Below are 21,746 nucleotides of genomic sequence, written 5' to 3'. Positions count from 1 at the left end.
GACCCCGGCACATCCCGGCACCCCCGTTGCCGCGGCGTGGCGGATCATCGTCTTCGTGTCGTCGATAGCCGAGCGCTTCCGCGTCGCGCTGGAGGACGTCCGCGAGCCCCGCCTCGCCGTCCCCGAGCTGCTCCCGGTGCAGCTGGCGCGCGCCTGCGCCCGGACGCTCGGGGTGGACGCCGCCGGGCTGAGCGTGACCGCCGGCGAGGAGGGCCGGGCTCCCCTCGGGGCCAGCTCGGCGACCGCCGACCTCGCCGAGCGGCTGCAGTTCACCGCCGGGGACGGTCCGTGCACGTCCGCGCACCGGGACCAGGAGCCGGTGTTCGCGGCGTCGGCGGACCTGGAGCGCCGCTGGCCCGCGTTCGCCCGGCTGCTGGCCGAGCACACGCCCTACCGCGCGGTGGTCGCCCTGCCGATCGGCGAGACGCTGGCCGGCCCGGGCGCCCTGGACCTCTTCTTCACCGACGAGGCGGCCGTCCCCCAGCTCGACGTCTTCGAGGCCATGGCCGTCGGCGACCTGACCTGCGCGGCGCTCGGCGACGCCGCGGTGTGGGCACCGTGGTCACCGCGCGGCGGGCCCGCGTGGCTGCACGGTCCGGCCGCGCAGCGCCGGGCGCTGGTGTGGACGGCGATCGGCCGGGTCGCGATGGCCCAGGACACGACCGCACCGGCGGCCCTGGACGTGTTGCGCGCCGCAGCCGCGAGGACCGGGCGCACGGTCGACGACCTCGCCGGGGACGTCGTCGCCGGCCGCCTCGACCCCACCGTCCTCCTGGCACCGGACGACCTCCCGCCGGCTCCCCGGGGCTGACCGACGGGCTCCCGCCGGGTCGTCGCACCATTCCGGGAGCCCCCGAGGTGGGGGGTCGGCTCCCCCCGGGGTCGGGCTGTCCCCGGCGGTGGGTGGTCGGCAGACTGGCCGGGTACCGCCAGCAGCGGCACGGCGGCCGGTGGACACGACCGCCACGGATCGGCGGGATGGGGGCGAGGCGTGATCACAGTCCTGGTCGCGGACGACCACGCGTTCGTCCGCGACTCCCTGGTCGAGCTGTTCACCGCCAGCGGCGACCTCACGGTGGTGGCCGAGTGCGAGGACGGCGGGCAGGTGCTCGACGCGGCGCGGCGCACCCGGCCCGACGTCGTCCTCCTGGACCTGGCGATGCCGCGGGTCACCGGCCTGCAGGCGGCCAGGGAGCTGCTCGCCGACCGCCCCGAGTCGCGCGTCGTCGTCCTGACCGGCTCGCTCACCCCGGCACTGGTGCGAGAGGCCCGCGAGATCGGCGTCGTGGGGTACCTGCTCAAGGGCGAGGACCCCGGCGCCCTGCCCGGCCACGTGCGGACGGTGGCCGCCGGTGGCACCGCCTGGAGCGATGCCGCCGCCTCGGCGACCGCCGGCGACGGCCGACGCGGTTCCTGAGGCCTCACTCCGGAGGGTGAACCCGTCACCACGCACAGGCAGGGCCCCCTGTACGGAGAGTCGTGACTCGCTTGCAGGTGACCCGGGTCACCCGGGACCTACGTCCCGTACGGGTGCAACGACCCTGGCCAGACGGCCGTGAGTCGGGTCCCATGATCGGGCTCCTCCGCAGCGGCGGGACGGGGCACGGCACGACAACGGGGGTTCACATGAGGCTTGCCCAGCTGGAGCGGCCGACCGACCTGGCGCGGGTGCTGGTGGTCGACGACCACCGCACGTTCGCCGAGCTGCTCTCCGGGGCGCTGGCGTCGGCCGGGATGGACGCGATCGGCACCGCCCACTCGGCGGCGCAGGCCGTGGCCATGGCGCAGGACCTGCAGCCCGACATCGTGGTGATGGACATCGAGATGCCCCGCCAGGACGGGCTGGCGGCCACCCGTCGGGTCCGCGAGGTCGCGCCGAACGCCGTCGTCGCCGTGGTCACCGCCCACCGCGACCCCGACTGGGTCGTCCGCGCCGCGCAGGCCGGCGCCTCGGCGTTCATCCCCAAGGACGGCTCCCTAGCCGAGATGATCGACGTCCTCTCCCGCGTGCAGCCGGGACAGATGCTGGTCGCTCCCTCCACCTTCGCCGGTGGCGCGCCCCGCACCGCCTCGGCCGGGAGCCGGGGCGCGGTGCCGCAGCTGACCCGGCGCGAGCAGGAGGTGCTCGACTGCCTCGGCCGCGGGATGCAGGTCAAGGCCATCGCCCGGGTGCTCGGCATCACGCTGGAGACCTGCCGCGGCTACGTGAAGTCGCTGCACGCCAAGCTCGGTGTCCGCTCCCAGCTGGAGGCGGTCGTCAAGGCCCAGCAGCTGGGGCTCCTCAGCGCTGCGGATGAGCGCTGACCTCGGCTCCTCCCCCTCCGCGGGACCCGTGCCGGCCCGTCGCACCGTCTGGGGCCGTGAGCTGGTCGCCTTCTGCGCCACCGCGCTGCTGGTCCTGCTCGCCGTCTCGGCGGGCACGGTCTGGCTGAGCGAGCGCATCGCACGGGCGAACGCGCTGGAGGAGGCCGAGCGCACCGCGCAGCGGCTGGCGCAGTTCCTGGTCGAGCCGGGGCTGGCCCAGGCACCGACCGGCGCGCCGGGGCGGTTCGACGAGCTCGACCGAGCCGCGGAGAACCGGATGAGCGACGGGTCGGTCGTCCGCATGGTCGTCTGGCGGGCGACCGGTGAGGTCGTCTGGGCCACCGAGCCCGAGCTCGTCGGCCGGGACCTCGGCCCCTCCGACGGAGTGCTGGCCGCGATCGGCGGTGACACCGTCGCCGAGGTCGACGAGCGACCGGAGACCGCGGCCGACGGCGAGCCGCAGACGCTGCTGGAGGTGTACACGCCCCTCACCGGGCCCGGCGAGCAGCTGGCCTTCGAGGCGTACTTCGCCTACGACGGCATCGCCCGCCAGGCGGCGCGGCTGCGCGGCCAGATCATCCCGATGGCCATCGGTGCACTGGTGGTCCTGCAGCTGGTCCAGGTGCCGATCGCGACGTCCCTGGCCCGCCGGGTACGCCGCCAGGAGGCCGAACGGACGGCGCTGGTGCAGCGCAACGTCGAGGTCTCGGACCGGGAGCGGCGGGCGATCGCCGCCGACGTGCACGACGGCCCGGTGCAGGACCTCGCCGGGGTGAGCTACGCGCTGTCGGCGCTGCGCGGCAGCCTGCCCGAGGAGCGACAGCCCACCGTCGACAAGCTGGTGGGGGCCATCCGGCACGCCGTCCAGTCGCTGCGCCGGCTGATGGTCGACATCTACCCGCCCGACCTCAGCGGGCCGGGCCTGGGGGTGGCGATCTCCGACAGCGCCGAGCCGCTGCGCGCGGCCGGCATCGAGGTGCTCATCGACGCCGCCCCGCTGCCGGAGACGCCCCCGGACGTGACCGCGGCGATCTACCGCACCGCCAAGGAGGCGCTGGCCAACGTCGCCCACCACGCGCAGGCCAAGCGCACCTGGATCACCCTCGAGGAGACCGTGCTGCGCGGCAGCCCCGCGGTGCGCCTGGAGGTCGCCGACGACGGCGTCGGCTTCCCGGCGTCCACCGACAGGCGCGCCGAGGGCCACCTGGGGCTGGCCCTGCTCCGCGACCGGGTGGTCGGCCTCGGCGGCACGGTGACCCTGGGTGATCGGCTCGGCGGTGGCGCACTGCTGACCGCTGTGCTGCCACTGCACCACGGACAGTGACGCCACGAGAGCCTGACCTGCACGGACCCCCCAAATGCGGGAGCCCCCCACCCCCCTCGTTCCGGCTGTGACGAGGGGGGCGGACGCGGGAGTGTTCCTCCACCGATCACCAGCGGTAAGTGAGGAGCACCTCGATGGACACGCCGAGCCTGAACCGCCGCGACGTGCTCAAGGTGTCGCTGGCCGGGACCGCGGCCATGGCCCTGCCGTACCAGGCCGTCCTGTCGGCGCGGACCGCCTCGGAGCTCGACACGAAGAAGATGCCCCGGCCCTACGTCGCCGCCTTCACCGCGCCGCCGGTGCTGGCGCCGTACCGCTCCGACGACAAGCCGGGCAACAGCTACGGCGCCGTCCCGGGCACCGGCGCCCCGGTCGTCGGCGCCGCCTACACCGGCACCGACTACTACAAGATCGAGCAGAAGCCGACCCAGGTCGAGCTCATCAAGGGCATCAAGACCACGATGTGGGGCTACAACGGGCTGGTCCCGGGACCCACCATCCGCGTCTACCAGGACAGCTACGTGAACACCGGCCAGAGCCGCCGGGTCGTCATGCAGCAGATCAACAACCTGCCGGCCAAGCACCCGACCATGGGCTACGTCCCCTGGACCTCCACCCACCTGCACGGCTCGCCGTCCAAGCCGCAGTTCGACGGCTACGCCGGCGACCTCACCGACCCGGGTGAGTGGAAGAACTACATGTACCCGAACAACTGCTCGCCGCGGACGCTCTGGTACCACGACCACGGCGTCCACCACACCGCCCAGAACGTGTACATGGGCCTGGCCGCCCAGTACCACCTGGTCGACGAGCGGCTCGAGCGCGACCTCGGCATCCCGCGGTACGACCGGGAGAAGGCCCGGCTGGGCCGGCCGCAGTACGAGTTCCCGCTGGTCATCAGCGACGTCATGTTTACCAGGAACGGCCAGCTGATGTGGGACGACGACGGGGAGTCCGGCCTCTACGGGGACGTGATCCTGGTCAACGGGGTGCCGTGGCCGACGATGAAGGTCGAGCCGCGCAAGTACCGGTTCCGGGTGCTCAACGGCTCACTGGCCCGCGGCTACACCCTCAAGCTGAGCAACGGCAAGCCGTTCCAGGTGATCGCCACCGACGGTGGGTTCATGCACGAGCCGCAGACGGTCACCACGCTGACGATCGGCATGGCCGAGCGCTACGAGATCGTCATCGACTTCGCCGACCTGAAGGGGACGAGGGTCCAGCTGCTCAACGGCGGGGTCAAGAACGCCCGGGACTACGACCACACCGGCAAGGTGATGCAGTTCGAGGTCGGCACGACGGTCACGAGCACCGACGGCAACACCGTGCCGAGCACGCTCGGCGCCCCGCACCCGGTGATGACGCTGGACCCGGCCACGTCGAAGGCCACCCGCCGGATGCGGCTGGAGCGCAGCAACGGCCTGTGGGTCATCAACGGCGAGACCTGGGACGACGTCGTGAAGAGCAGGTACGAGCACGTCTTCGCCACGGTCGAGCCGCGCAGCACTGAGATCTGGGAGGTCGAGAACTCCTCCGGCGGCTGGTTCCACCCGCTGCACGTGCACCTGGTCGACTTCCGGGTCCTCAGCCGCAACGGCCGCCCGCCGCGGCCGGAGGAGCTGGGCCCCAAGGACGTCGTCTACGTCGGCGAGGGCGAGACCGTCCGCCTCCTCCTGCACTTCGAGCACGAGGAAGGGCGGTACATGATCCATTGCCACAACCTCTCGCACGAGGACCACGACATGATGACCCAGTACCAGGTGGGTCACCACGACATCGACTGCGACTCGATCAACACCTGCCCCCCGACGCGCGGCACGCCCGACGACTTCGAGTCGGCCGACCCCGACGAGGTGCTCAAGGCGTACGAGAAGGCGTTGAAGGAGCAGGCCGAGGTGGCGGAGGAGGCGGCCGAGCAGCTCGCCGAGACGTCGCCGCCGGCCCCGCCGACGGGCACCGGGACGACGGCCACCGGGACCACCGGCACCGGGACCACCGGCACGACGGGCACCGCCACCACGGGCACCACCGCCACGACGACGCCGGCAGCCCCGAGCTCCCCGGCTGCGGCGCCCACCACGTCCGCTCCTCCCGCCCGCCGCTCCACCACCGCGACCCCGACGCCGACCCCGGCCCCGGCGACCACCACGGCGCCCCGCCGGCGGACGCGGTGACCGCCGTCGCCGACGCCCCGGCCGCTCCCCGGGTCGAGCCGAGGGCACGTCGCAGCAGCGCCCGGTGGCAGCTGGTCGCAGCGCTCGGCCTGGCCGGCGCCGGCGGGCTGCACGTGGCCGCCGCGGTCGACCACCTGTCCGCAGGTCAGCTGGCCGTCGGTTTCTTCCTGCTGACCGCGCTGGCCCAGGCCGCGCTGGCCGCCCGGCTGGTCCTCGGCGCCTGGGCCGGCACCCGGCCGGACCGGCACCTGGTGGCCGTGGCGCTCCTCGGCACGGTCGGCCTGCTGGGCCTCTACGTCGTCGCGCACACGACCGGGCTGCTGGACGCCTTCGCCGTGCACGACGCCGCGGCGGCCGGGCACCTGCACGACGTCCCCGGCCGGGTGACCACGGCGGTCGACCCGGTGACCGGTGTCGAGTTCGCCCAGGGCATGCCGGTGGGCTCGTCCGGGCCGGTGGCGATGGACGGGCTCTCCGTGTCCTCCGGCGGGCACGGCCCCGAGGCGGTCGGCACCGCGGTGGTCACCGCCGAACTGCTGGCCGTGGCTGCGCTGGCCGCGCTGCTGCCGACGTCCTGGCGGGGTCGCACGCTCGACGCCCTGCTGGTCCTGGGCGGGTCCGCGTGGGCGCTGTGGCTCACCGGCGTCCTCGGGTGAGGACCGCCCCCCGAACCGCCGCCGCGGTCTCCGGTGACCCCCGCACCGGAGACCGCGGCGGCTCCCCCCGGCACCGGGCCCCAGGGTCCGGCGGCCGGGCCTGGCAGCGGCTGCGCGGCGCCGCGCTGTGGGTCGCGGCCGGGGCGGCGCTGCCGCTGATGGCGGCCACGGCCGGACTGCTGCCGGTGCAGCCCATGCGGGTCGACTCCGACAGCATGACGCCGACCGTCGCCTCCGGTGACCTGCTCCTCGTGCGGCACGGGCAGGGGCCGGTGCAGCGTGGCGACGTCGTCGCCGTGACCGCCCCGCTCGACGACGGCCTGCTGGTCAAGCGGGCCGTCGGGGTGGGCGGGGACGAGGTGGCCATCGAGGACGGCGTCCTGGTGGTCGACGGGACGCCGGTGTGCGAGCCGGCGATCGACGCCGCCCGGCTGGACGGCGTCTGGTTCGGGCCGGTGACCGTGCCCGAGGGCGAGCTGTTCCTGCTGAGCGACTCCCGCGACGGGTCGGTCGACTCCCGCTCCTTCGGCCCGGTGCCGACCTCCTCGCTCGTCGGCACCGTGACCGCCCGGCTGTGGCCCCACCCGGGGGCGCTGCCGTCGCTGTCGGCCGGCTGCTGAGACGCCGCCGCGACGCGCCGACCAGCGGGAACACCGCGTCGGGGCGCGGCGCTGCACCGGGCGTGGGAAGCCCTGCTGCTCCGTCGTCCCCCGCCCACCCCACCGCGTCGTCCCCCGTGTCCCGCCCGGCCGACGCCCTCTCCCGCCTGCTGCAGGTGCGCCAGGTCTACGCCGAGCCCGCCGCGCTCGCCTCACCGCGCGGGCAGCAGGTGCTGGCCCGTTTCCCCGGTGCCGAGGTGGTCGAGGTCCCCTCGCACTGGAAGATCCCGGAGCTGCACGGCAACGAGGGCAACGTCGAGCGCTGGGTGCGGGTGAAGTCCGAGACGCTGGTGCTGGGCGTCAAGAAGTCGCTGACCGCCCGGCTCAACGGCCGCTCGGCGAACTGGATCGCGCCGTCGACGGCCAATGGTTGCGCCATGGCGTGTTCCTACTGCTACGTGCCGCGGCAGAAGGGCTACGCCAACCCGATCACCGTCTTCACCAACATCGAGCAGATCACCGGCTACCTGCGCCGGCACGTGGCGCGGCAGGGTCCTAAGACCGAACCCGACCAGTGCGACCCGCACGCGTGGGTCTACGACCTCGGCGAGAACAGCGACTGCTCGGTCGACGCGCTGGTCAGCGACAACGTCGCCGACCTGGTCGCCACCTTCGCCGAACTGCCGACGGCCAAGGCGTCGTTCGCCACCAAGTACGTCAACCGGCAGCTGCTCGACCTCGACCCGCGTGGCCGGACCCGCATCCGCTTCTCGGTGATGCCGGAGGACGACGCCAAGGTGCTCGACATCCGCACCAGCCGGGTCGCCGAGCGCATCGCCGCGGTCGACGACTTCGTCGAGGCCGGCTACGAGGTGCACCTCAACCTCTCCCCCGTCGTGCTGCGCGAGGGCTGGGAGGCCGACTGGGCGCAGCTGCTGCGCCGGCTGGACGACGAGCTCTCCCCCGCGGCGAAGGCCCAGGCCGCCGCGGAGGTCATCCTGCTCACGCACAACCGGGACCTGCACCAGGTCAACCTGGGCTGGCACCCCAAGGCCGAGGAGCTGCTGTGGCGGCCGGACCTGCAGCAGCCCAAGCGCAGCCAGAACGGCAGCTGGAACGTCCGGTACCGCAACGACGTCAAGCGCGCCGGCGTGACGCGGGTGCAGGAGCTCGTCGCCGCGCACGCGCCGTGGCTGCGCATCCGCTACGCGTTCTAGCGCAACGGCACCGCTCCGTGTCGACTTGTCGACAGGCCGTGTCAGGTCCCTGACACAACGTGTGCGACCCTAGGAACAACCCCGCATCGGAGGTGAGGGATGGCGCTCGACCACGAGGTCGCGGTGTCGGCGCCGTCCCTGCTGGGGGCACTGCCCGACGCCGTGGTCGTCGCCGACCGGGCAGGTCGCATCGCCTACGTGAACCCCGCCATACGGGTGCTGCTGGGCCACGAACCGGAGGACCTGGTGGGGCAGCCACTCACAGTCCTCATGCCCGAGCGGCTCCGACACGGGCACGGTGCGGGTTTCGCGCGCTACGCGGCCACCGGCGAGGGGAAGCTCGTCGGTGCGACGACCCAGCTCCCAGCGCTGCACGCCGCCGGCCACGAGGTCGCCATCGACCTCACCCTCTCGCGGTTGCGGCGCCCGGCCACGGTGGCCGGCGACCCCCTCGTGGTGGCCGTCCTGCGGGACGCGAGCACGACGATCCTGCTGGAGCGGCAGTTCGAGGTCAGCCGCTACCTCGCCGCGACGCTGCGGGTCACCGCAGCGCTCACCGAGGCCCGCGACGCCGACGTCGCCTTCCGCGACCTGCTGCCGACGCTGTGCACCGAGCTGGACTGGGACACCGCGACGCTCTGGCAGCCCGATCGGACGACCGGCACCCTGTCCCACGCCGGGACGTGGACCGCGCCCGGCCAGGAGCCGGGCGCCCTGCACACCGCATCCCGTGAACTGCGCTTCCGCCGTGGCACGGGCCTCCCGGGGATCGTCTGGACCCGCCGGTCGCCCGTGGCCGTCGAGAACCTGTGGGAGGACCCGTCGTTCATCCGGGCCGAGGCGGCGCGCGCCGACGGGATCCGCAGCGGCGTGGCCTTCCCCGTGGTGCACGGTGACGAGCTGCTCGCGGTGTGCGAGCTGTTCTCACGGGAGGAGCGGCCGGTGCCGGCCGAGCTGCTCGACGTGCTGGCCCACGCCGGCCGGCAGATCGGCCAGTTCCTCGGCCGGCTGCGCGCCGAGTCGGAGGTCCGCCGGCTCGCCGACACCCTGCAGCGCAGCCTGCTGCCCTCGCACCTGCCGGCCATCCGCGGCGTCCAGCTGGCCGCCCGCTACCGGCCCGGCGGGGGCGCCGGGCTGGTGGGCGGCGACACCTACGACGTCATGCCGCTGCCCGACGGTCGCTGGATGGTGCTCATCGCCGACGTCTGCGGCACCGGCGCCGAGGCCGCCGCCGTCACCGCGCTGACCCGGCACACCGCCCGTGCGGCGGCCAGCCCCGCGGCCGAGACGACGGCCGGCCCGGCCGAGGTGCTGCGCGCGGTCAACGCGGCGCTGCTGCGCGAGCAGACCGGCGGCCCGCTGCGCTTCGTCACCGCCGTCTGCCTGATGCTCTCCCCCGGTCCCGGTGGCGTCCGCGCGACCGTCGGCGTGGCCGGCCACCCGCTGCCGGTGCTCGCCTGCCCCGACGGCCCGCGGGAGGTCGGGGTGCCCGGCCACCCGCTGGGGATCTCCCCCGACCTCGACGTCCCGGTGGTGGAGGTCGAGCTCCCGCCGGGGACGACGATGGTGCTCTACACCGACGGGGTCACCGAGGCCCGCGACGACACCGGTGCGCAGTTCGGCGACGAGGGACTGCTCCGGGTGCTCGGCGGGCTCCCCGGGGACGCGGAGGCGACCGTCGAGGCGGTCACCGCCGCGGTGGAGGAGCGGCTGCGTCACTCCCGCTACGAGGCCGACGACCTCGCCGTCCTCGCCCTCGCGGTCCCGGCTTAGTCCCGTCGCGGGCGGCCCGTCCCGGATCGAGACGACGGCCGGTTCCTCCGGCTGCCGGTTCCGGGAGGACCGGGGAACGGGTCGTCCCCGGCGTGGTCGGCGCGGGTCGCCGTACGGTGGCGGCGTGGCTCGGGTGGCGGTGGTGGGCGCCGGCCTGGGTGCCCTGGCGGCTGCGGCCCGGCTGGCCGCCCTCGGCCACGCGGTGACCGTGCTGGAGCAGGCGCCGCAGGTCGGGGGCAAGCTCGGCTGGTACGCCCGCAACGGGCACGGCTTCGACACCGGGCCGAGCCTGGTCACCCTCCCGCAGCTCTACCGCGACCTCTTCGCGGCCACCGGCGGGCCGCTGGAGGACGCCGTCGACCTGGTGCGCCTGGACCCGGCCGTCGCCTACCGCTTCGCCGACGGGACACGGCTGTCGGTGCCGGGCGACGCCGCTGCGGTCCCCGCCGCGCTGGACGCCGCACTGGGCGCCGGTAGCGGCGCCCAGTGGTCGGCGCTGATGGCCCGGGCCGCGGCGATGTGGCGGGTCACCGAGCAGCCGTTCCTGCGGTCCCCGCTGGCCGGCGCGGCCACGCTGGCCCGGCTGGCCCGCAGCGGCTCCGACGTCGCGACGGTCGCGCCGTGGCGCACGCTGCGCGGCCTGGGGACGGCGTACCTGCGCGACCCGCGGCTGCGCACGCTGCTCGACCGCTACGCCACCTACTCCGGCTCCGACCCGCGGCGTGCGCCGGCGGTGCTGGCGACGGTGCCCCACGTCGAGCAGGCCTTCGGCTCCTGGTACGTGCGCGGCGGGCTGCGCCGGCTGGCCCAGGCGGTGGCGCAGCGCGCGGTCGAACACGGTGCGGTCGTGCGCACCGGGACCACCGTGGAGCAGGTGCTGGTGGAGGGCGGCCGGGCCGCGGGTGTGCGGCTGGCCGGCGGGGAGGTGCTGCGGGCCGACGTCGTGGTCTCCGGTGCCGACGCCGCGGCGCTCTACGCCGACCTGCTCCCCGCCTCCCGCCCGACCCGGCGGGTGCGCCGCGACCTGGCCCGGAGCACGCCGTCCCTCTCGGGGTTCGTGCTGCTGCTGGCACTGCGCGGGCGGACGCCGGGGATCGCGCACCACACCGTCCTCTTCCCCGACGACTACGACGCCGAGTTCGACGCGGTCTTCGGCGTCGGCCGGCACCGCGGCGCCCCGCAGCCGGTCGCCGACCCCACCGTGTACGTCAGCGCGCCCGACGACCCGGCGACCCGGCCGGACGACGACAGCGAGTCGTGGTTCGTGCTGGTCAACGCGCCCCGGCACGACCCGGCCGGCGGGGTGGACTGGGACGCTCCGGGGCTCGCCGACCGGTACGCGCAGCAGGTGCTCGGGGTCATGGCCCGCCGCGGCCTCGACGTCCGCGACCGGGTGCGCTGGTGCGTCGTCCGCACGCCGGCCGACCTGGAGCGCGACACCCGCAGCGTCGGCGGCTCCATCTACGGGACGTCGAGCAACGGCGCCCGGGCGGCGTTCCTGCGGCCCGGCAACGCCTCACCCGTGCCCGGGTTGTTCCTGGTCGGAGGCTCGGCGCACCCCGGTGGCGGCCTGCCGCTGGTCGCCCTCTCGGCGGAGATCGTCGCCGGCCTCGTCGGTCCGGCCTGACCCGTCCCCGTCAGCGCACCGGCCGACCCGCTCGGCGTCCCAGGGCGAGCGCACGGGACCGGCTGCGACCCGGACCTGCCCGGTGGGCTTGCCGCCAGGCAGCTCATTCCGGCACCATTGTTCTAGTTGAACTAGAACAACAAGGAGGTCCTGGTGCCGCGCATCCCCCTGATCGCCGTCGGGTCGCCGCTCCTGGCAACGGGCGCGGTGGCCCTCGCTGCGCTGGCCTGGCGCGACCGGTTCCCTGCGGGGGTGGCCTCGCACGTCGGTCCCGGCGGACTCGTCGACGGCGTCACCACAGCCAGGACGTTCGCCGCGACAGCACTGACGATCGGCGTCGGCCTGGCCGTGCTGTGGGGCCTGGTGGCCCGCAGCGTGCGGGGCAACCCGACCGGGCTGCGGGTGCTCGCGGCCGCCTCGGTGGGCTCAGCCGCCGTGCTCACCGCCGGCCCTGCGGTCCTGCTCGTCACCAGCCTCGACCGCGGCCGCGTCCTGGGGGAGCCGGCAACCGGGTGGCTGCTGCCGGTGGTCGTCCTGGCGCTGGCTGCGGGGAGCCTGCTGGGGTGGGCGCTGGCGCGGGTACCGGCTCCGGCCGAGGCGCGGCAGCCCCCGCCACCGGACGCGCCCCGGGTCGAGCTGCCGGCGGGTGGTCGCGCCGTGTGGACCCGCGTGGTGGCGGCCCGCCCGATGCTGGCCGGCGCCGTGACGCTGGCCGCGCTGGGCGTGGTGCTGTCGGCCGCCGTCAGCCCCGGCGCCGGCGTCCCGGCCCTGGTGGTCGCCGCCCTGCTGGCCCCGACCACCTCCGTCCGCGTCACCGTCGACCACTCCGGGGTGAGCGTCCGCGCCACCCTCGTCCCGCGTCCCCGCGTGCACGTGCCGCTGGCCCGCGTGGTCCGCGCCGGGCGGTCCGACGTCCGGGCTCGGGAGCTGGGCGGCTGGGGGCTGCGGATGCGTGGCGAGCGGACGGCGGTCGTCCTCCGGAGCGGCGAGGCGCTCGACCTGGAGCTCACCGACGGGTCCCGCCTCCTCGTCACCGTCGACGACGCCGCGACCGCCGCCGCCCTGGTCAACACCCTCGCCGAGCGGAGCCGGGTGTGCTGATCGGGATCGACCCGGCCGCGCAGGTCCCGCTGGGCGACCAGGTGGCCGCGGCGGTCCGCCGGAACATCGCCACGGGCGCGATCGGCCCCGGCGACCGGCTGCCGGCGGCCCGCGACCTGGCCGCCTCGCTCGACGTCAACGTGCACACGGTGCTGCGCGGATACCAGCTGCTGCGGGACGAGGGGTTGATCGAGCTGCGCCGTGGCCGGGGGGCGGTCGTCAGCGCGGCGGCGACGGCAGACGGAGCGGAGCTGGCCGAGGCCACCGGCCGGCTGGTCGCCGCGGCACGCCGACTCGGCCTGGCAGAGGCGGACGTCCTGGAGACCGTGCGGCAGGCGCTGCGCCGGCCCACGACCGCCCCACCCGGCTGACGGCCTGCGGGGGTGGGGAGGACGGGGCCCTCCCCACGAGGGGCGGGGCAGGAGGTCCTCCCTCAGCTGCGGGCGGCGCCGTAGCCCAGCAGGGCGGCCAGGCCGAGCGCACTGCGTGGGGCGTAGGCCGACCGCCACAGCCCGCCGTGCACCGCCGCGTACGCCTCGTCCTGCCACGGCTGCTCGTGCGCCGGACCGCCGCCGGTGTGCAGGTCGTGCACCAGCAACGCGGCCATGAGCACGTTGGACGTCGCCGGCTCGAAGACCTCGACGCCGAACCGGTGCGCGCCTGCGTAGGCCGCCGCGAGTGCGCGGTTCTTCAGCACCGAGCGGGTACGGGTCGGCGGCGCGACGTTCATCGACACCGTCGTCCCGGCGGCCCGGGCGACCGTTGCCCGCCACCGCTGCAACCGCTTGGCCAGCGCGTAGTTCGGCCCCTGCTGGGCCACCAGGCTGTCGAGGACGCCGGGGTCGCTGCCCGGCAGGTACGCGCGCTGCAGCAGCCGCCCGGCCGACAGCGTCCGCAGCGGCCGGCCCAGCAGCTTCGCCGCCCGTGACCGCCCGGCGTAGGCACGCACCGACTGCGCCACCGCGTCCGGCGGGACGGCGAAGACGTCGGTCGGCGTGGCGAGGAAGGCCAGCGCGACGTCGTTCCGGGCCGCGGCCAGCCGGACGGTCAGCGCGTCGACCGCCGTCGACACGCGCACGTTGGTGGCGCCGTCGGCGTAGACGTAGTCGCCGAGCACCAGGTGCCCCGGCAGGCCGGTCAGCCAGTCGGCGACGGCGGGCACCTCGGTGATCAGGTCCGCGCCGACGTCCTCCCCGGCGACCGGGTACAGCAGCGTCCCGGCGCCGCGGCGGGCGGTGTCGAGCACCCGCTCCCACAGCTGCGGGCGGGGCAGGTCGATCCCGGCCACCCGCGCGCCCCAGCGCAGCAGCGCGGTCAGCGGCCCCATCTCCGCACCGGCGCCGAGCACGACGACGGTGGTGCCCGGCAGCGCCAGCCACTCCGGGTGCGCGATCACGGTGCGCACCGCCTCGGCGGCCGAGGGCTCCACGATCCCGTTCTCGACCCAGGCGTCGAGCCGGCGCCGCAGCGCGTCGCCGCGCAGCCGCTCGCCACGGAAGGGCAGCGACAGCTCCGGCTCGTGCTCGGCGGTGCCGATGACCTCCGCCGTGCCGAGGACGCGGCCGGCCGGTGCGGCGGCCAGGTCGCCCAGCGCGGTCTCCGCGCCGTCCGGGCCGGCCACCCGCATCCGCCGGTGCAGCGAGGCCAGCCCCGCATCGGCGATCGTCAGCGCCGCCTCCCGCGAGGCGATCCCGGCCTCCACCAGCCGGCGGAAGTGCGGCAGGTAGCCGGCCCGCCAGTTCGTCTCCCGCTCGGCGGCGCCGGCACCGGCCGGGTCGACCGGCCGCAGCGCGTCGGCGACGACGGCCCGGCCGAGGGCAGCGGTGCTGCGCCGGCCGTCCGGCCCGGCGGGGAAGACGACGCCGAGGTCCGCCATCAGTCGACCACCGACGACGCGTCGACCGGCGCACCGGCCTCCAGCCAGCGCAGCAGGATGCGCGCACCGAAGCCGGTGCCGCCCTTGACCACCTCGGCCTCGTCGGACCCGGCGCGGGCCGGCCCCGCGACGTCCAGGTGCGCCCACGGCAGGTCCCCGGCGAAGGGCCGCAGGAACAGCGCGGCGGTCGTGCCACCGGGGTTGCCCGGCGCGTTGTTCGCGTCGGCCACGGCGCTGTCGAGCAGGTCGGCGTGCTCCTCGGCCAGCGGCATCCGCCACACCGGCTCGCCGGCGTGGCCGGCGGCGGTGCGCAGCGCGTCGGCCAACCCGTCGCTCGTCGCGTACAGCCCCGCGGTGCGGGTGCCGAGGGCGACCTTCATCGCCCCGGTCAGCGTGGCGACGTCGACCAGCACTGTGGCGCCCAGCTCCAGCCGCCCCCACGCCAGCCCGTCGGCGAGCACCATCCGGCCCTCGGCGTCGGTGTTGAGCACCTCCGTCGTCCGGCCGCCGACGTGCCGCACGACGTCGGCCGGGCGGTAGGACGAGCCGGATACGGCGTTCTCCGCGGCCGGGACGACGGCGGTGACCGTCACCGGCAGCTCCAGCCGGGCCGCGGCGTCCACCGCGGCCAAGACGGCGGCGCCGCCGGCCATGTCGGTCTTCATCTCGCGCATGCCGGCGTTGGGCTTGATCGAGATGCCGCCGGTGTCGAAGGTGATCCCCTTGCCGACCAGCACGACGTGCCCCGCCCTGGCGCCCGGCGGGCGGGAGCTCGCCACGACCACCCGGGGTGGGCTGGCCGAGCCGCCGCCCACGGCGAGCACACCACCGAAGCCGCCGGCCCGCAGCTCCTCGGGGCCGAGCACGGTGACCGTCACGTGCGGCAGCCCGCCCAGCCGCTCGACGGCCCGGTCGGCCAGCCAGGCCGGGTCCTTGGTGTTGCTGGGGGTGTTGACCAGGTCGCGGGCCCAGGCGACCGCGGAGCCGGTCACCTCGCCGGCCCGCGCGGCGGTGGTGACCGCCGGGTCCGTGCCGTCGGCGACGACGACCGTGACGGTCTGCAGCCGCGGCGGGTGCGGCGCCGAGGTCTCCCGGAAGCGGTAGCCGGCCAGCAGCGCGGCCTCCACGGCGACGCGCACCTCCTCCGCACCCGCGGGGGCGGCCGGCTCGTCCAGCGGCAGCACCAGCCGGCGCGCACCGTGCTCGGCGAGGGTCTGCGCGCGGCGGACGGCGGTGGCCACGTACCCGCGCAGGTCCGGCAGCGTCGCGTCGCCGATCCCGACGGCGACCACGCTGCGCGGCCGGCGGCCGGGGACCGGCAGGTCGGTGACGTTCCCCGGGCGGCCGGTGTTGCCGGTGTCGGCCAGCGCGCCGGCGAGCAGACCGGCGTCGACCGGTGCGCCCGCGGCGGTGAGCCACGCGGGCAGCGTGGCACCGCTGCCCACCGGCACGGCCAGGACGTCGTCCTCGCCGAGCGCCGGGAGTTCGGTGCGGACCTCGACCCGCGGCAACGGCGCGGCCCCGGTCGCCGGCGTGCTGCCGGCGGCCGGGGCCGCGTCGTCCTGCGCGGGGCTGCCCGGGGGCAGGTGCGCTGCGGTGTTCAGCTGGTCGCGCCCTTCAGGGCCTCGGAGAGGGCCGCCGCCTCGTCGGGCGACAGCTCGACGACGAGACGGCCGCCGCCTTCGAGCGGAACGCGCATGACCAGGCCGCGCCCTTCCTTGGTGACCTCGAGGGGACCTTCACCCGTGCGCGGCTTCATGGCCGCCATGCGTGCCTCCTTCGTCGGCCGAGCGCAGCCCGTGGGCTGCTCACGGCGTCGTCGATGCTGTGAGCTCCGCCCACATGATCCCGTATCCCACGCGCAGGTCCAACCCGAGCCCCCCGTTCGTAGGCGCTCCAGGTCGTCGCGGGGCTCAGGAGCGGCCCGCGCCCGGGGGCCCGCCCTGAGCCCGCGGAGGGTGGGGGACGGGGGGAGGGACCCCCTCCCCTCACCACTCGCAGGCTCGTGGGGGGACCCTGCAGGGGCCGGCCTCGGGACGGGGCCGCGGCGGGACCCTGCAGCAGGCCGTCTCACGGGGTCGCACGGAAGCAGGTGGCCACGTGGTCGTCGACCATCCCCGTCGCCTGCATGAGGGCGTAGGCGGTCGTCGCGCCGACGAAGACGAAGCCGCGGCGCTTCAGCTCGCGGGCCATCGCGGTCGACTCCGGACTGGTCGCCGGGACGTCGGCGAGGGTGGCCGGGCGGGGCCGCGGAGTCGTCGGCGCGAAGGACCACAGCAGCGCCGACAGGCCCTCGGGGACCCGCTGGGCGGCGCGGGCGTTGCCGATGGCGGCGGCGATCTTGGCGCGGTTGCGGACGATGCCGGCGTCGGCGAGCAGCCGCGCCTCGTCGTCGGCGCCGAACTCGGCCACCGCGTCGATCGAGAAGCCGGCGAAGGCGGCCCGGAACGCGGGGCGCTTGCGCAGGATGGTGATCCAGGACAGCCCCGACTGGAACGCCTCGAGGCAGAGCCGCTCGAAGAGGGCGTCGTCGCCGTGCAGCGGCGTCCCCCACTCCTCGTCGTGGTAGGTCACGTACTCGGGGGCGCTGTCGCCCCATGCACATCTGACCAGCCCTGCACAGCGGGTGCGCTCGTCCACGCCCGGCACGCTAGCCACCGGCACTGACGACGGTGGTCAGCCCAGGCCCACACCCACGGCACCGGTCCGCAGGTCCTTGGTGTAGAGGTCGCGCAGCCGGTTGACGTCGGACGCGGTCAGCGGCTGCGACGTCGTCACCAGCACCCGGTCGCCGGTGACCGCCAGCAGCCGCCCGTACTCGGCCGGCGTGATCGCGCCGGTGGGGCCGGTGGTGGGCCGCCCGGAGGCGTCGGCGGTCACCAGCACGAGCGGCCCGGCGACGCCGCCGTCGAGGTCGCGCCGGTAGTGGTCGGTGTGCCCGTTGGTGTCGGCCGGCAGCGCGGCCGCGGCGGTGGAGTAGTAGGCGTAGCGGCCGGTCGGGTCGAGCTCGACCTGGTGCTCCCACACCGTCGTCTGCCCCGTCCCCAGAGGGACGACGGCGCCGGTGACGGTGTCCACGCGGTACGCCAGCCCGGTCGACCAGGTCTGCGCGGGGAAGTTCGTGGTGACGCGGTTGCTGGTGACCAGGGCGACGTAGCGCCCGTCGTCGCTGACCGCCAGGTCGCCGGTGTCGCGGTAGACGGCGAACGGGAGCATCCGGCCGGTGGAGGTGGTGACCTGGGAGACCACCCGCAGCTCCCCCGCGCCCGCCCCGGACAGCGTCTTGCGGTGGGCGACCACGCCGGAGGCGCTGTCGGCGCCGAAGACGGCGAACCGGCCGTCCGGGGTCAGCGCCAGGGCCGGGCCCGTGGCGGGGCCGCTGAGCTCGCCGCCGGTGGTGGTCGTGGAGACCCGGGTGACCGTCCCGTCGGAGAGCCGCTTGGCGAAGACGTCGACCCGGTTGTTGCTGTCGCCGGCGACGAGGTCCGCCCGCGCCGAGTAGAAGAGCACCAGGTCGCCGTCGCCCGACACCGCCACCGACGGGCCGGTGGCGTAGACCGACGCCGCGGGCTGCAGCACGGTGCCGGCCACCGACGGGGAGGCGGTGCCGCCCTGAGGGGCGCTCACCAGGGTCCAGCTGCGGGCGGCGACGTCGAACCGGTAGACGTCGGCCAGCCCGTTGGTGTCGCGCGGGTCCAGGGCCGCGGTCGTGGCCAGGACGACGGAGCGCCCGTCGTCGCTGACCGCCGGGACGCTGGTGTTGGTCGCGTCGCCCGCGCCGGTGGCGGTCGCCGGCAGCGGGGCGATCCGCGTCCGGGTGCCGGCGGTGCGGTCGACGACGTACAGCTCGTAGGCGGTGTTGGTGTCCGACGGCTCGAGGCGGGCGCGGGTGCCGACGACGACGAACCGGCCGTCGCTGCTCGCGGCCACGCCGCCGCTCTCCCCCGCCCCCTCGGCCGGGACGACGGCGTAGGCCGGGGTCACCGACACCGCGGCGGAGCGCGCCGAGACGTTGCCCGCGGCGTCGACCGCCACGACGGTGAACGCGTACGTCGTGTCGTTGGCCAGGCCGGTCACCGTTCCCGAGGTCCCCGGCGCCGGCACGGTGGCGACGGTGCTCCCGTCGGCGGCCAGCACCCGGTGCTCGACGACGTCGGCGCCCCCGGCGTCCCACCGCAGCTCGGCCTGCCGGTTCCCCGGGACGGCGGCCACGCCGGTCGGCGCCGGCGGCGGGGTGAGGTCGGCCGGGGTGGCGCTCGCGGTCGCGGGGTCGGAGCGGTTGCCGCCGGCGTCCACGGCGACCAGCGCGTAGGCGTAGCTGCGGTCGTTGACCAGCCTGCGATCGGTGTAGGTGGTCCCGGTCGGGGTGGCGATCTGCACCCCGTCGCGCAGCAGCACGTACCCGGCCAGGTCGGGCTCGGTGTTCGCCGTCCAGGTGAGCGCGACCTCCCCGTCGCCGCCGACGGCAGTGAACCCCTCCGGTACGGCCGGGGGGAGGTCGACGGGCGTGGCGCCGGCCGTCGCGGAGGCGGAGCGGTTGCCGCGGGCGTCCACCGCGACCAGCGCGTAGGCGTAGCTGCGGTCGTTGACCAGCCCGGGATCGGTGTACGTCGTGCCGGTCGGGGTGGCGACTTCCACCCCGTCGCGCAGCAGCACGTACCCGGCCAGGTCGGGCTCGGTGTTCGCCGTCCAGGTCAGCGTGACCCGCCCCTCGCCCGGCACGGCGGTGAACCCGGTCGGCCGGGCCGGCGGGGTGAGGTCGGTGGGGGTGGCGCTCGCGGTCGCGGCGTCGGAGCGGTTGCCGCCGGCGTCCACGGCGACCAGCGCGTAGGCGTAGCTGCGGTCGTTGACCAGCCCGGGATCGGTGTACGTCGTGCCGATCGGGGTGGCGATCTGCACCCCGTCGCGCAGCAGCACGTACCCGGCCAGGTCCGGCTCGGTGTTCGCCGTCCAGGAGAGCGCGACCCGCCCGTCGCCGGCGGTGGCGACCAGCCCGGTGGGTGCGGCCGGCGCCGACCGGTCCGCCGGGGCCACCGTCGCTGCGGTGGAGGAGGCCGACCGGTTGCCGTGGGTGTCGACGGCGACCACCGCGTAGCTGTGGGCGGCGCCGTCGACGGGACTGCCGTCGACGTGGGTCGTCCCCGCGACGCTCGCGATCTCCGCGCCGTCGCGCAGCACGACGTAGCCGGCGAGGTCGGGCTCGGCGTTCGCCGTCCACGAGAGGCTGACCCGGCCACCGCTCTCCACCGCGGTCACGCCCCGGGGCGCGGCCGGCGGGGTGAGGTCGGTGGGCGTGGCCGACGCCGTCGCGGCGGCGGAGACGTTGCCGGACGTGTCGACGGCGACCAGCGCGTAGCCATAGGTGGTGTCGTTGACCACGGCGGTGTCGGTGTAGGTCGTCGCGCCGGTCACCGTGGCCAGGACGGCGCCGTCGCGCAGCACCCGGTAGGCGGCCAGGTCGGTCTCGCCGTTCGCCGTCCAGGTGAGGTCGACCCGCCCGTCGCCGCGGGTGGCGGTGAAGCCGGTCGGCCGGGCCGGGGCGGTGCGGTCCGCGGGCGTCGCGCGCACCGTCTCCGACGGGGCGGAGGCGTTGTCGTGGGTGTCGACGGCGACCAGCGCGTAGCCGTAGGTGGTGTCGTTGACCACGGCGGTGTCGGTGTAGGTCGTCGCGCCGGTCACCGTGGCCAGGACGGCGCCGTCGCGCAGCACCCGGTAGGCGGCCAGGTCGGTCTCGCCGTTCGCCGTCCACGACAGGTCGACCCGCCGGTCGGAGGCGGTGGCGGCCACGCCGGTGGGCGGCGCCGGGGCGTTGAGCTCGTGCGGGGTCGCGGTCACCGCGGCCGACGAGGTCGACCGGTTGCCGTGGGTGTCCACCGCGGCCAGCGTGTAGCGGTAGGTGGTGTCGTCGACCAGCCGGGTGTCGGTGTACGTCGTCGCGCCGCTGACGGTGGCGACCTCGACGCCGTCGCGCAGCACCCGGTAGGAGGCCAGGTCGGGCTCGGCGTTCGCCGTCCAGGAGAGGGTCACCTGGCCGTCGCCGCGGACGGCGGTCAGCCCGGTGGGCGCGGCCGGCGGGGTGAGGTCGGTGGGCGTGACCTGGACCGCGGCCGAGGGCGCCGACCGGTTCCCGTGGCCGTCGACGGCGACCAGCGTGTACGTGTACGTCCGGTCGTTGACCAGCCCGGGGTCCAGGTGCGTCGTGCCGGTGACCGTGGCGACCTCGACGCCGTCGCGCAGCACCCGGTAGGAGGCCAGGTCGGGCTCGGTGTTCGCCGTCCAGGACAGGCCGGCCCGGCCGTCCCCCCGGCCGCCGACGAGGCCGGTCGGCGCCGCGGGCGCGGTGAGGTCGGTCGGCGTCGCGCTGACCGCGGGCGCCGAGGAGGCCGACCAGTTGTCCGACGTGTCGTGCGTCTGCACCGTGTAGACGTAGGTGCGGTCGTTGAGCAGCCCGGTGTCGGTCCAGCCGGCGGTAGCGCGCCCGGCGAGCAGGCGGCTGACGTCGACGCCGTCGCGGAGCACGCGGTAGCCGTCCGCATCGTGGTCGGCACTGTTGGCCGTCCAGGACAGCGTGACCCGGCCATCGCCGCGGGCAGCGCTCACCCCAGTGGGGGCGGCCGGTGCGACGGTGTCCCGCGGCGTGCCGGGGACGGGGCCGCTGGGCTGGCCCACGTACGTGGTGGGGATCAGCAGGACCGTCCCCGTCGTCACGGTCCGGACGGTGATCGTGTACTGCTGACCGTTCACCAGTTCGGTCAGGGTCGCGGTCCTGGTGGAGGCGTTCGTCGTGACCCGCGGCTGGGTCTCCCCGTTCACGAAGACCTGGTACCCGCTCGTCGCGGTCTCGGCCGACGCGGACCAGGAGACGGCGAGCGCGCGGTCGGCCGGGGTCACCACGACGCTCTCCGGCGGTGCCGGGTCCTGGGTGCTGACCGTGTCCAGCCGCGGTGCCGGCACGGGCTGCCCGCCCAGCGCCACGGTCAGCACGGCGAGGACGACGGCCAGCAGCCGCAGCAGGCGGCTCCGGGAGCGCCCGGCCGCCCGCTGAGCAGCGCCGACGTCCCGCATCTGTCGCGTCCCTCCTGCCGAGGACCCCCG

The 21,746-nt window shown here is 75.8% G+C and carries 17 protein-coding genes; 12 read left to right on the top strand and 5 right to left on the bottom strand.

Translation table 11 applies throughout. From position 1 onward, the window contains the following. Positions 1–55: 55 nt before the first annotated feature. The 12 genes from GOBS_RS05550 (at position 56) to GOBS_RS05495 (ending at position 13,146) form a co-directional block, all read left to right on the top strand. A complete protein-coding gene (locus GOBS_RS05550; protein WP_012947317.1) occupies positions 56–811 on the top strand; it encodes an ANTAR domain-containing protein in 756 nt (251 codons plus the stop codon). Between the two features lie 180 nt (positions 812–991). After that, positions 992–1,417, top strand: coding sequence for a response regulator (locus GOBS_RS05545; protein WP_012947316.1), 426 nt, complete (start codon positions 992–994; stop codon positions 1,415–1,417). 209 nt (positions 1,418–1,626) lie between these two features. Beyond that, positions 1,627–2,304 carry a response regulator transcription factor gene (locus tag GOBS_RS05540; RefSeq protein ID WP_012947315.1) on the top strand — a complete coding sequence of 226 codons (678 nt, stop codon included), beginning with the start codon at positions 1,627–1,629 and terminating at the stop codon, positions 2,302–2,304. Between the two features lie 28 nt (positions 2,305–2,332). Then, the gene (locus GOBS_RS05535; RefSeq protein WP_041241347.1) at positions 2,333–3,628 is read left to right on the top strand and encodes a sensor histidine kinase; all 1,296 of its coding nucleotides are present in this window, start codon (positions 2,333–2,335) and stop codon (positions 3,626–3,628) included. A 134-nt stretch (positions 3,629–3,762) separates the two neighbouring features. Then, a complete protein-coding gene (locus GOBS_RS05530; protein WP_012947313.1) occupies positions 3,763–5,802 on the top strand; it encodes a multicopper oxidase domain-containing protein in 2,040 nt (679 codons plus the stop codon). Continuing rightward, complete coding sequence (locus GOBS_RS05525) at positions 5,799–6,458, top strand: hypothetical protein (protein WP_012947312.1); 660 nt, start codon at positions 5,799–5,801, stop codon at positions 6,456–6,458. Before GOBS_RS05530 ends, GOBS_RS05525 begins: the two co-directional genes overlap by 4 nt. Next, positions 6,455–7,078: a signal peptidase I gene (gene lepB, locus GOBS_RS05520; RefSeq protein ID WP_012947311.1), complete on the top strand. Its 624-nt coding sequence runs from the start codon at positions 6,455–6,457 to the stop codon at positions 7,076–7,078. The genes GOBS_RS05525 and lepB overlap by 4 nt, the downstream gene beginning before the upstream one ends. 116 nt (positions 7,079–7,194) lie before the next feature. Then, the gene (locus tag GOBS_RS05515) at positions 7,195–8,274 is read left to right on the top strand and encodes a spore photoproduct lyase family protein (RefSeq protein WP_012947310.1); all 1,080 of its coding nucleotides are present in this window, start codon (positions 7,195–7,197) and stop codon (positions 8,272–8,274) included. A gap of 99 nt (positions 8,275–8,373) precedes the next feature. Next, positions 8,374–10,047 carry a SpoIIE family protein phosphatase gene (locus GOBS_RS05510; protein ID WP_012947309.1) on the top strand — a complete coding sequence of 558 codons (1,674 nt, stop codon included), beginning with the start codon at positions 8,374–8,376 and terminating at the stop codon, positions 10,045–10,047. Between the two features lie 124 nt (positions 10,048–10,171). Next, positions 10,172–11,674, top strand: coding sequence for a phytoene desaturase family protein (locus GOBS_RS05505; RefSeq protein ID WP_012947308.1), 1,503 nt, complete (start codon positions 10,172–10,174; stop codon positions 11,672–11,674). 153 nt (positions 11,675–11,827) lie between these two features. Next, positions 11,828–12,775: a hypothetical protein gene (locus GOBS_RS25210; protein WP_012947307.1), complete on the top strand. Its 948-nt coding sequence runs from the start codon at positions 11,828–11,830 to the stop codon at positions 12,773–12,775. Next, entirely contained in the window at positions 12,769–13,146 is a 378-nt protein-coding gene (locus GOBS_RS05495; protein ID WP_012947306.1) for a GntR family transcriptional regulator, read from the top strand. Before GOBS_RS25210 ends, GOBS_RS05495 begins: the two co-directional genes overlap by 7 nt. Positions 13,147–13,208: 62 nt before the next feature. On the opposite strand, the gene GOBS_RS05490 is transcribed toward GOBS_RS05495, so the two are convergent. The 5 genes from GOBS_RS05490 to GOBS_RS05475 all read right to left on the bottom strand — a co-directional run bounded on the left by GOBS_RS05490 (position 13,209) and on the right by GOBS_RS05475 (position 21,716). Further along, positions 13,209–14,651 (bottom strand): hypothetical protein, encoded by a 1,443-nt coding sequence (locus GOBS_RS05490; RefSeq protein WP_012947305.1) that lies wholly within the window; start codon positions 14,649–14,651, stop codon positions 13,209–13,211. Continuing rightward, positions 14,651–16,162 carry a leucyl aminopeptidase family protein gene (locus GOBS_RS05485; protein WP_012947304.1) on the bottom strand — a complete coding sequence of 504 codons (1,512 nt, stop codon included), beginning with the start codon at positions 16,160–16,162 and terminating at the stop codon, positions 14,651–14,653. Before GOBS_RS05485 ends, GOBS_RS05490 begins: the two co-directional genes overlap by 1 nt. A gap of 89 nt (positions 16,163–16,251) precedes the next feature. Then, positions 16,252–16,419, bottom strand: a complete 168-nt coding sequence (locus GOBS_RS26025) for a DUF3117 domain-containing protein (protein ID WP_012947303.1) — start codon at positions 16,417–16,419, stop codon at positions 16,252–16,254. A 302-nt stretch (positions 16,420–16,721) separates the two neighbouring features. Next, positions 16,722–17,291 (bottom strand): DNA-3-methyladenine glycosylase I, encoded by a 570-nt coding sequence (locus GOBS_RS05480; RefSeq protein WP_041241908.1) that lies wholly within the window; start codon positions 17,289–17,291, stop codon positions 16,722–16,724. A gap of 36 nt (positions 17,292–17,327) precedes the next feature. After that, positions 17,328–21,716 (bottom strand): fibronectin type III domain-containing protein, encoded by a 4,389-nt coding sequence (locus GOBS_RS05475; protein WP_012947301.1) that lies wholly within the window; start codon positions 21,714–21,716, stop codon positions 17,328–17,330. Positions 21,717–21,746: the final 30 nt, after the last annotated feature.

Source organism: Geodermatophilus obscurus DSM 43160 (assembly GCF_000025345.1).
In the GTDB taxonomy this organism is placed as follows: Bacteria; Actinomycetota; Actinomycetes; order Mycobacteriales; family Geodermatophilaceae; genus Geodermatophilus; species Geodermatophilus obscurus.
Note: the sequence above shows the minus strand (reverse complement) of the source record. Positions and strands in the feature narration are given on the sequence as shown.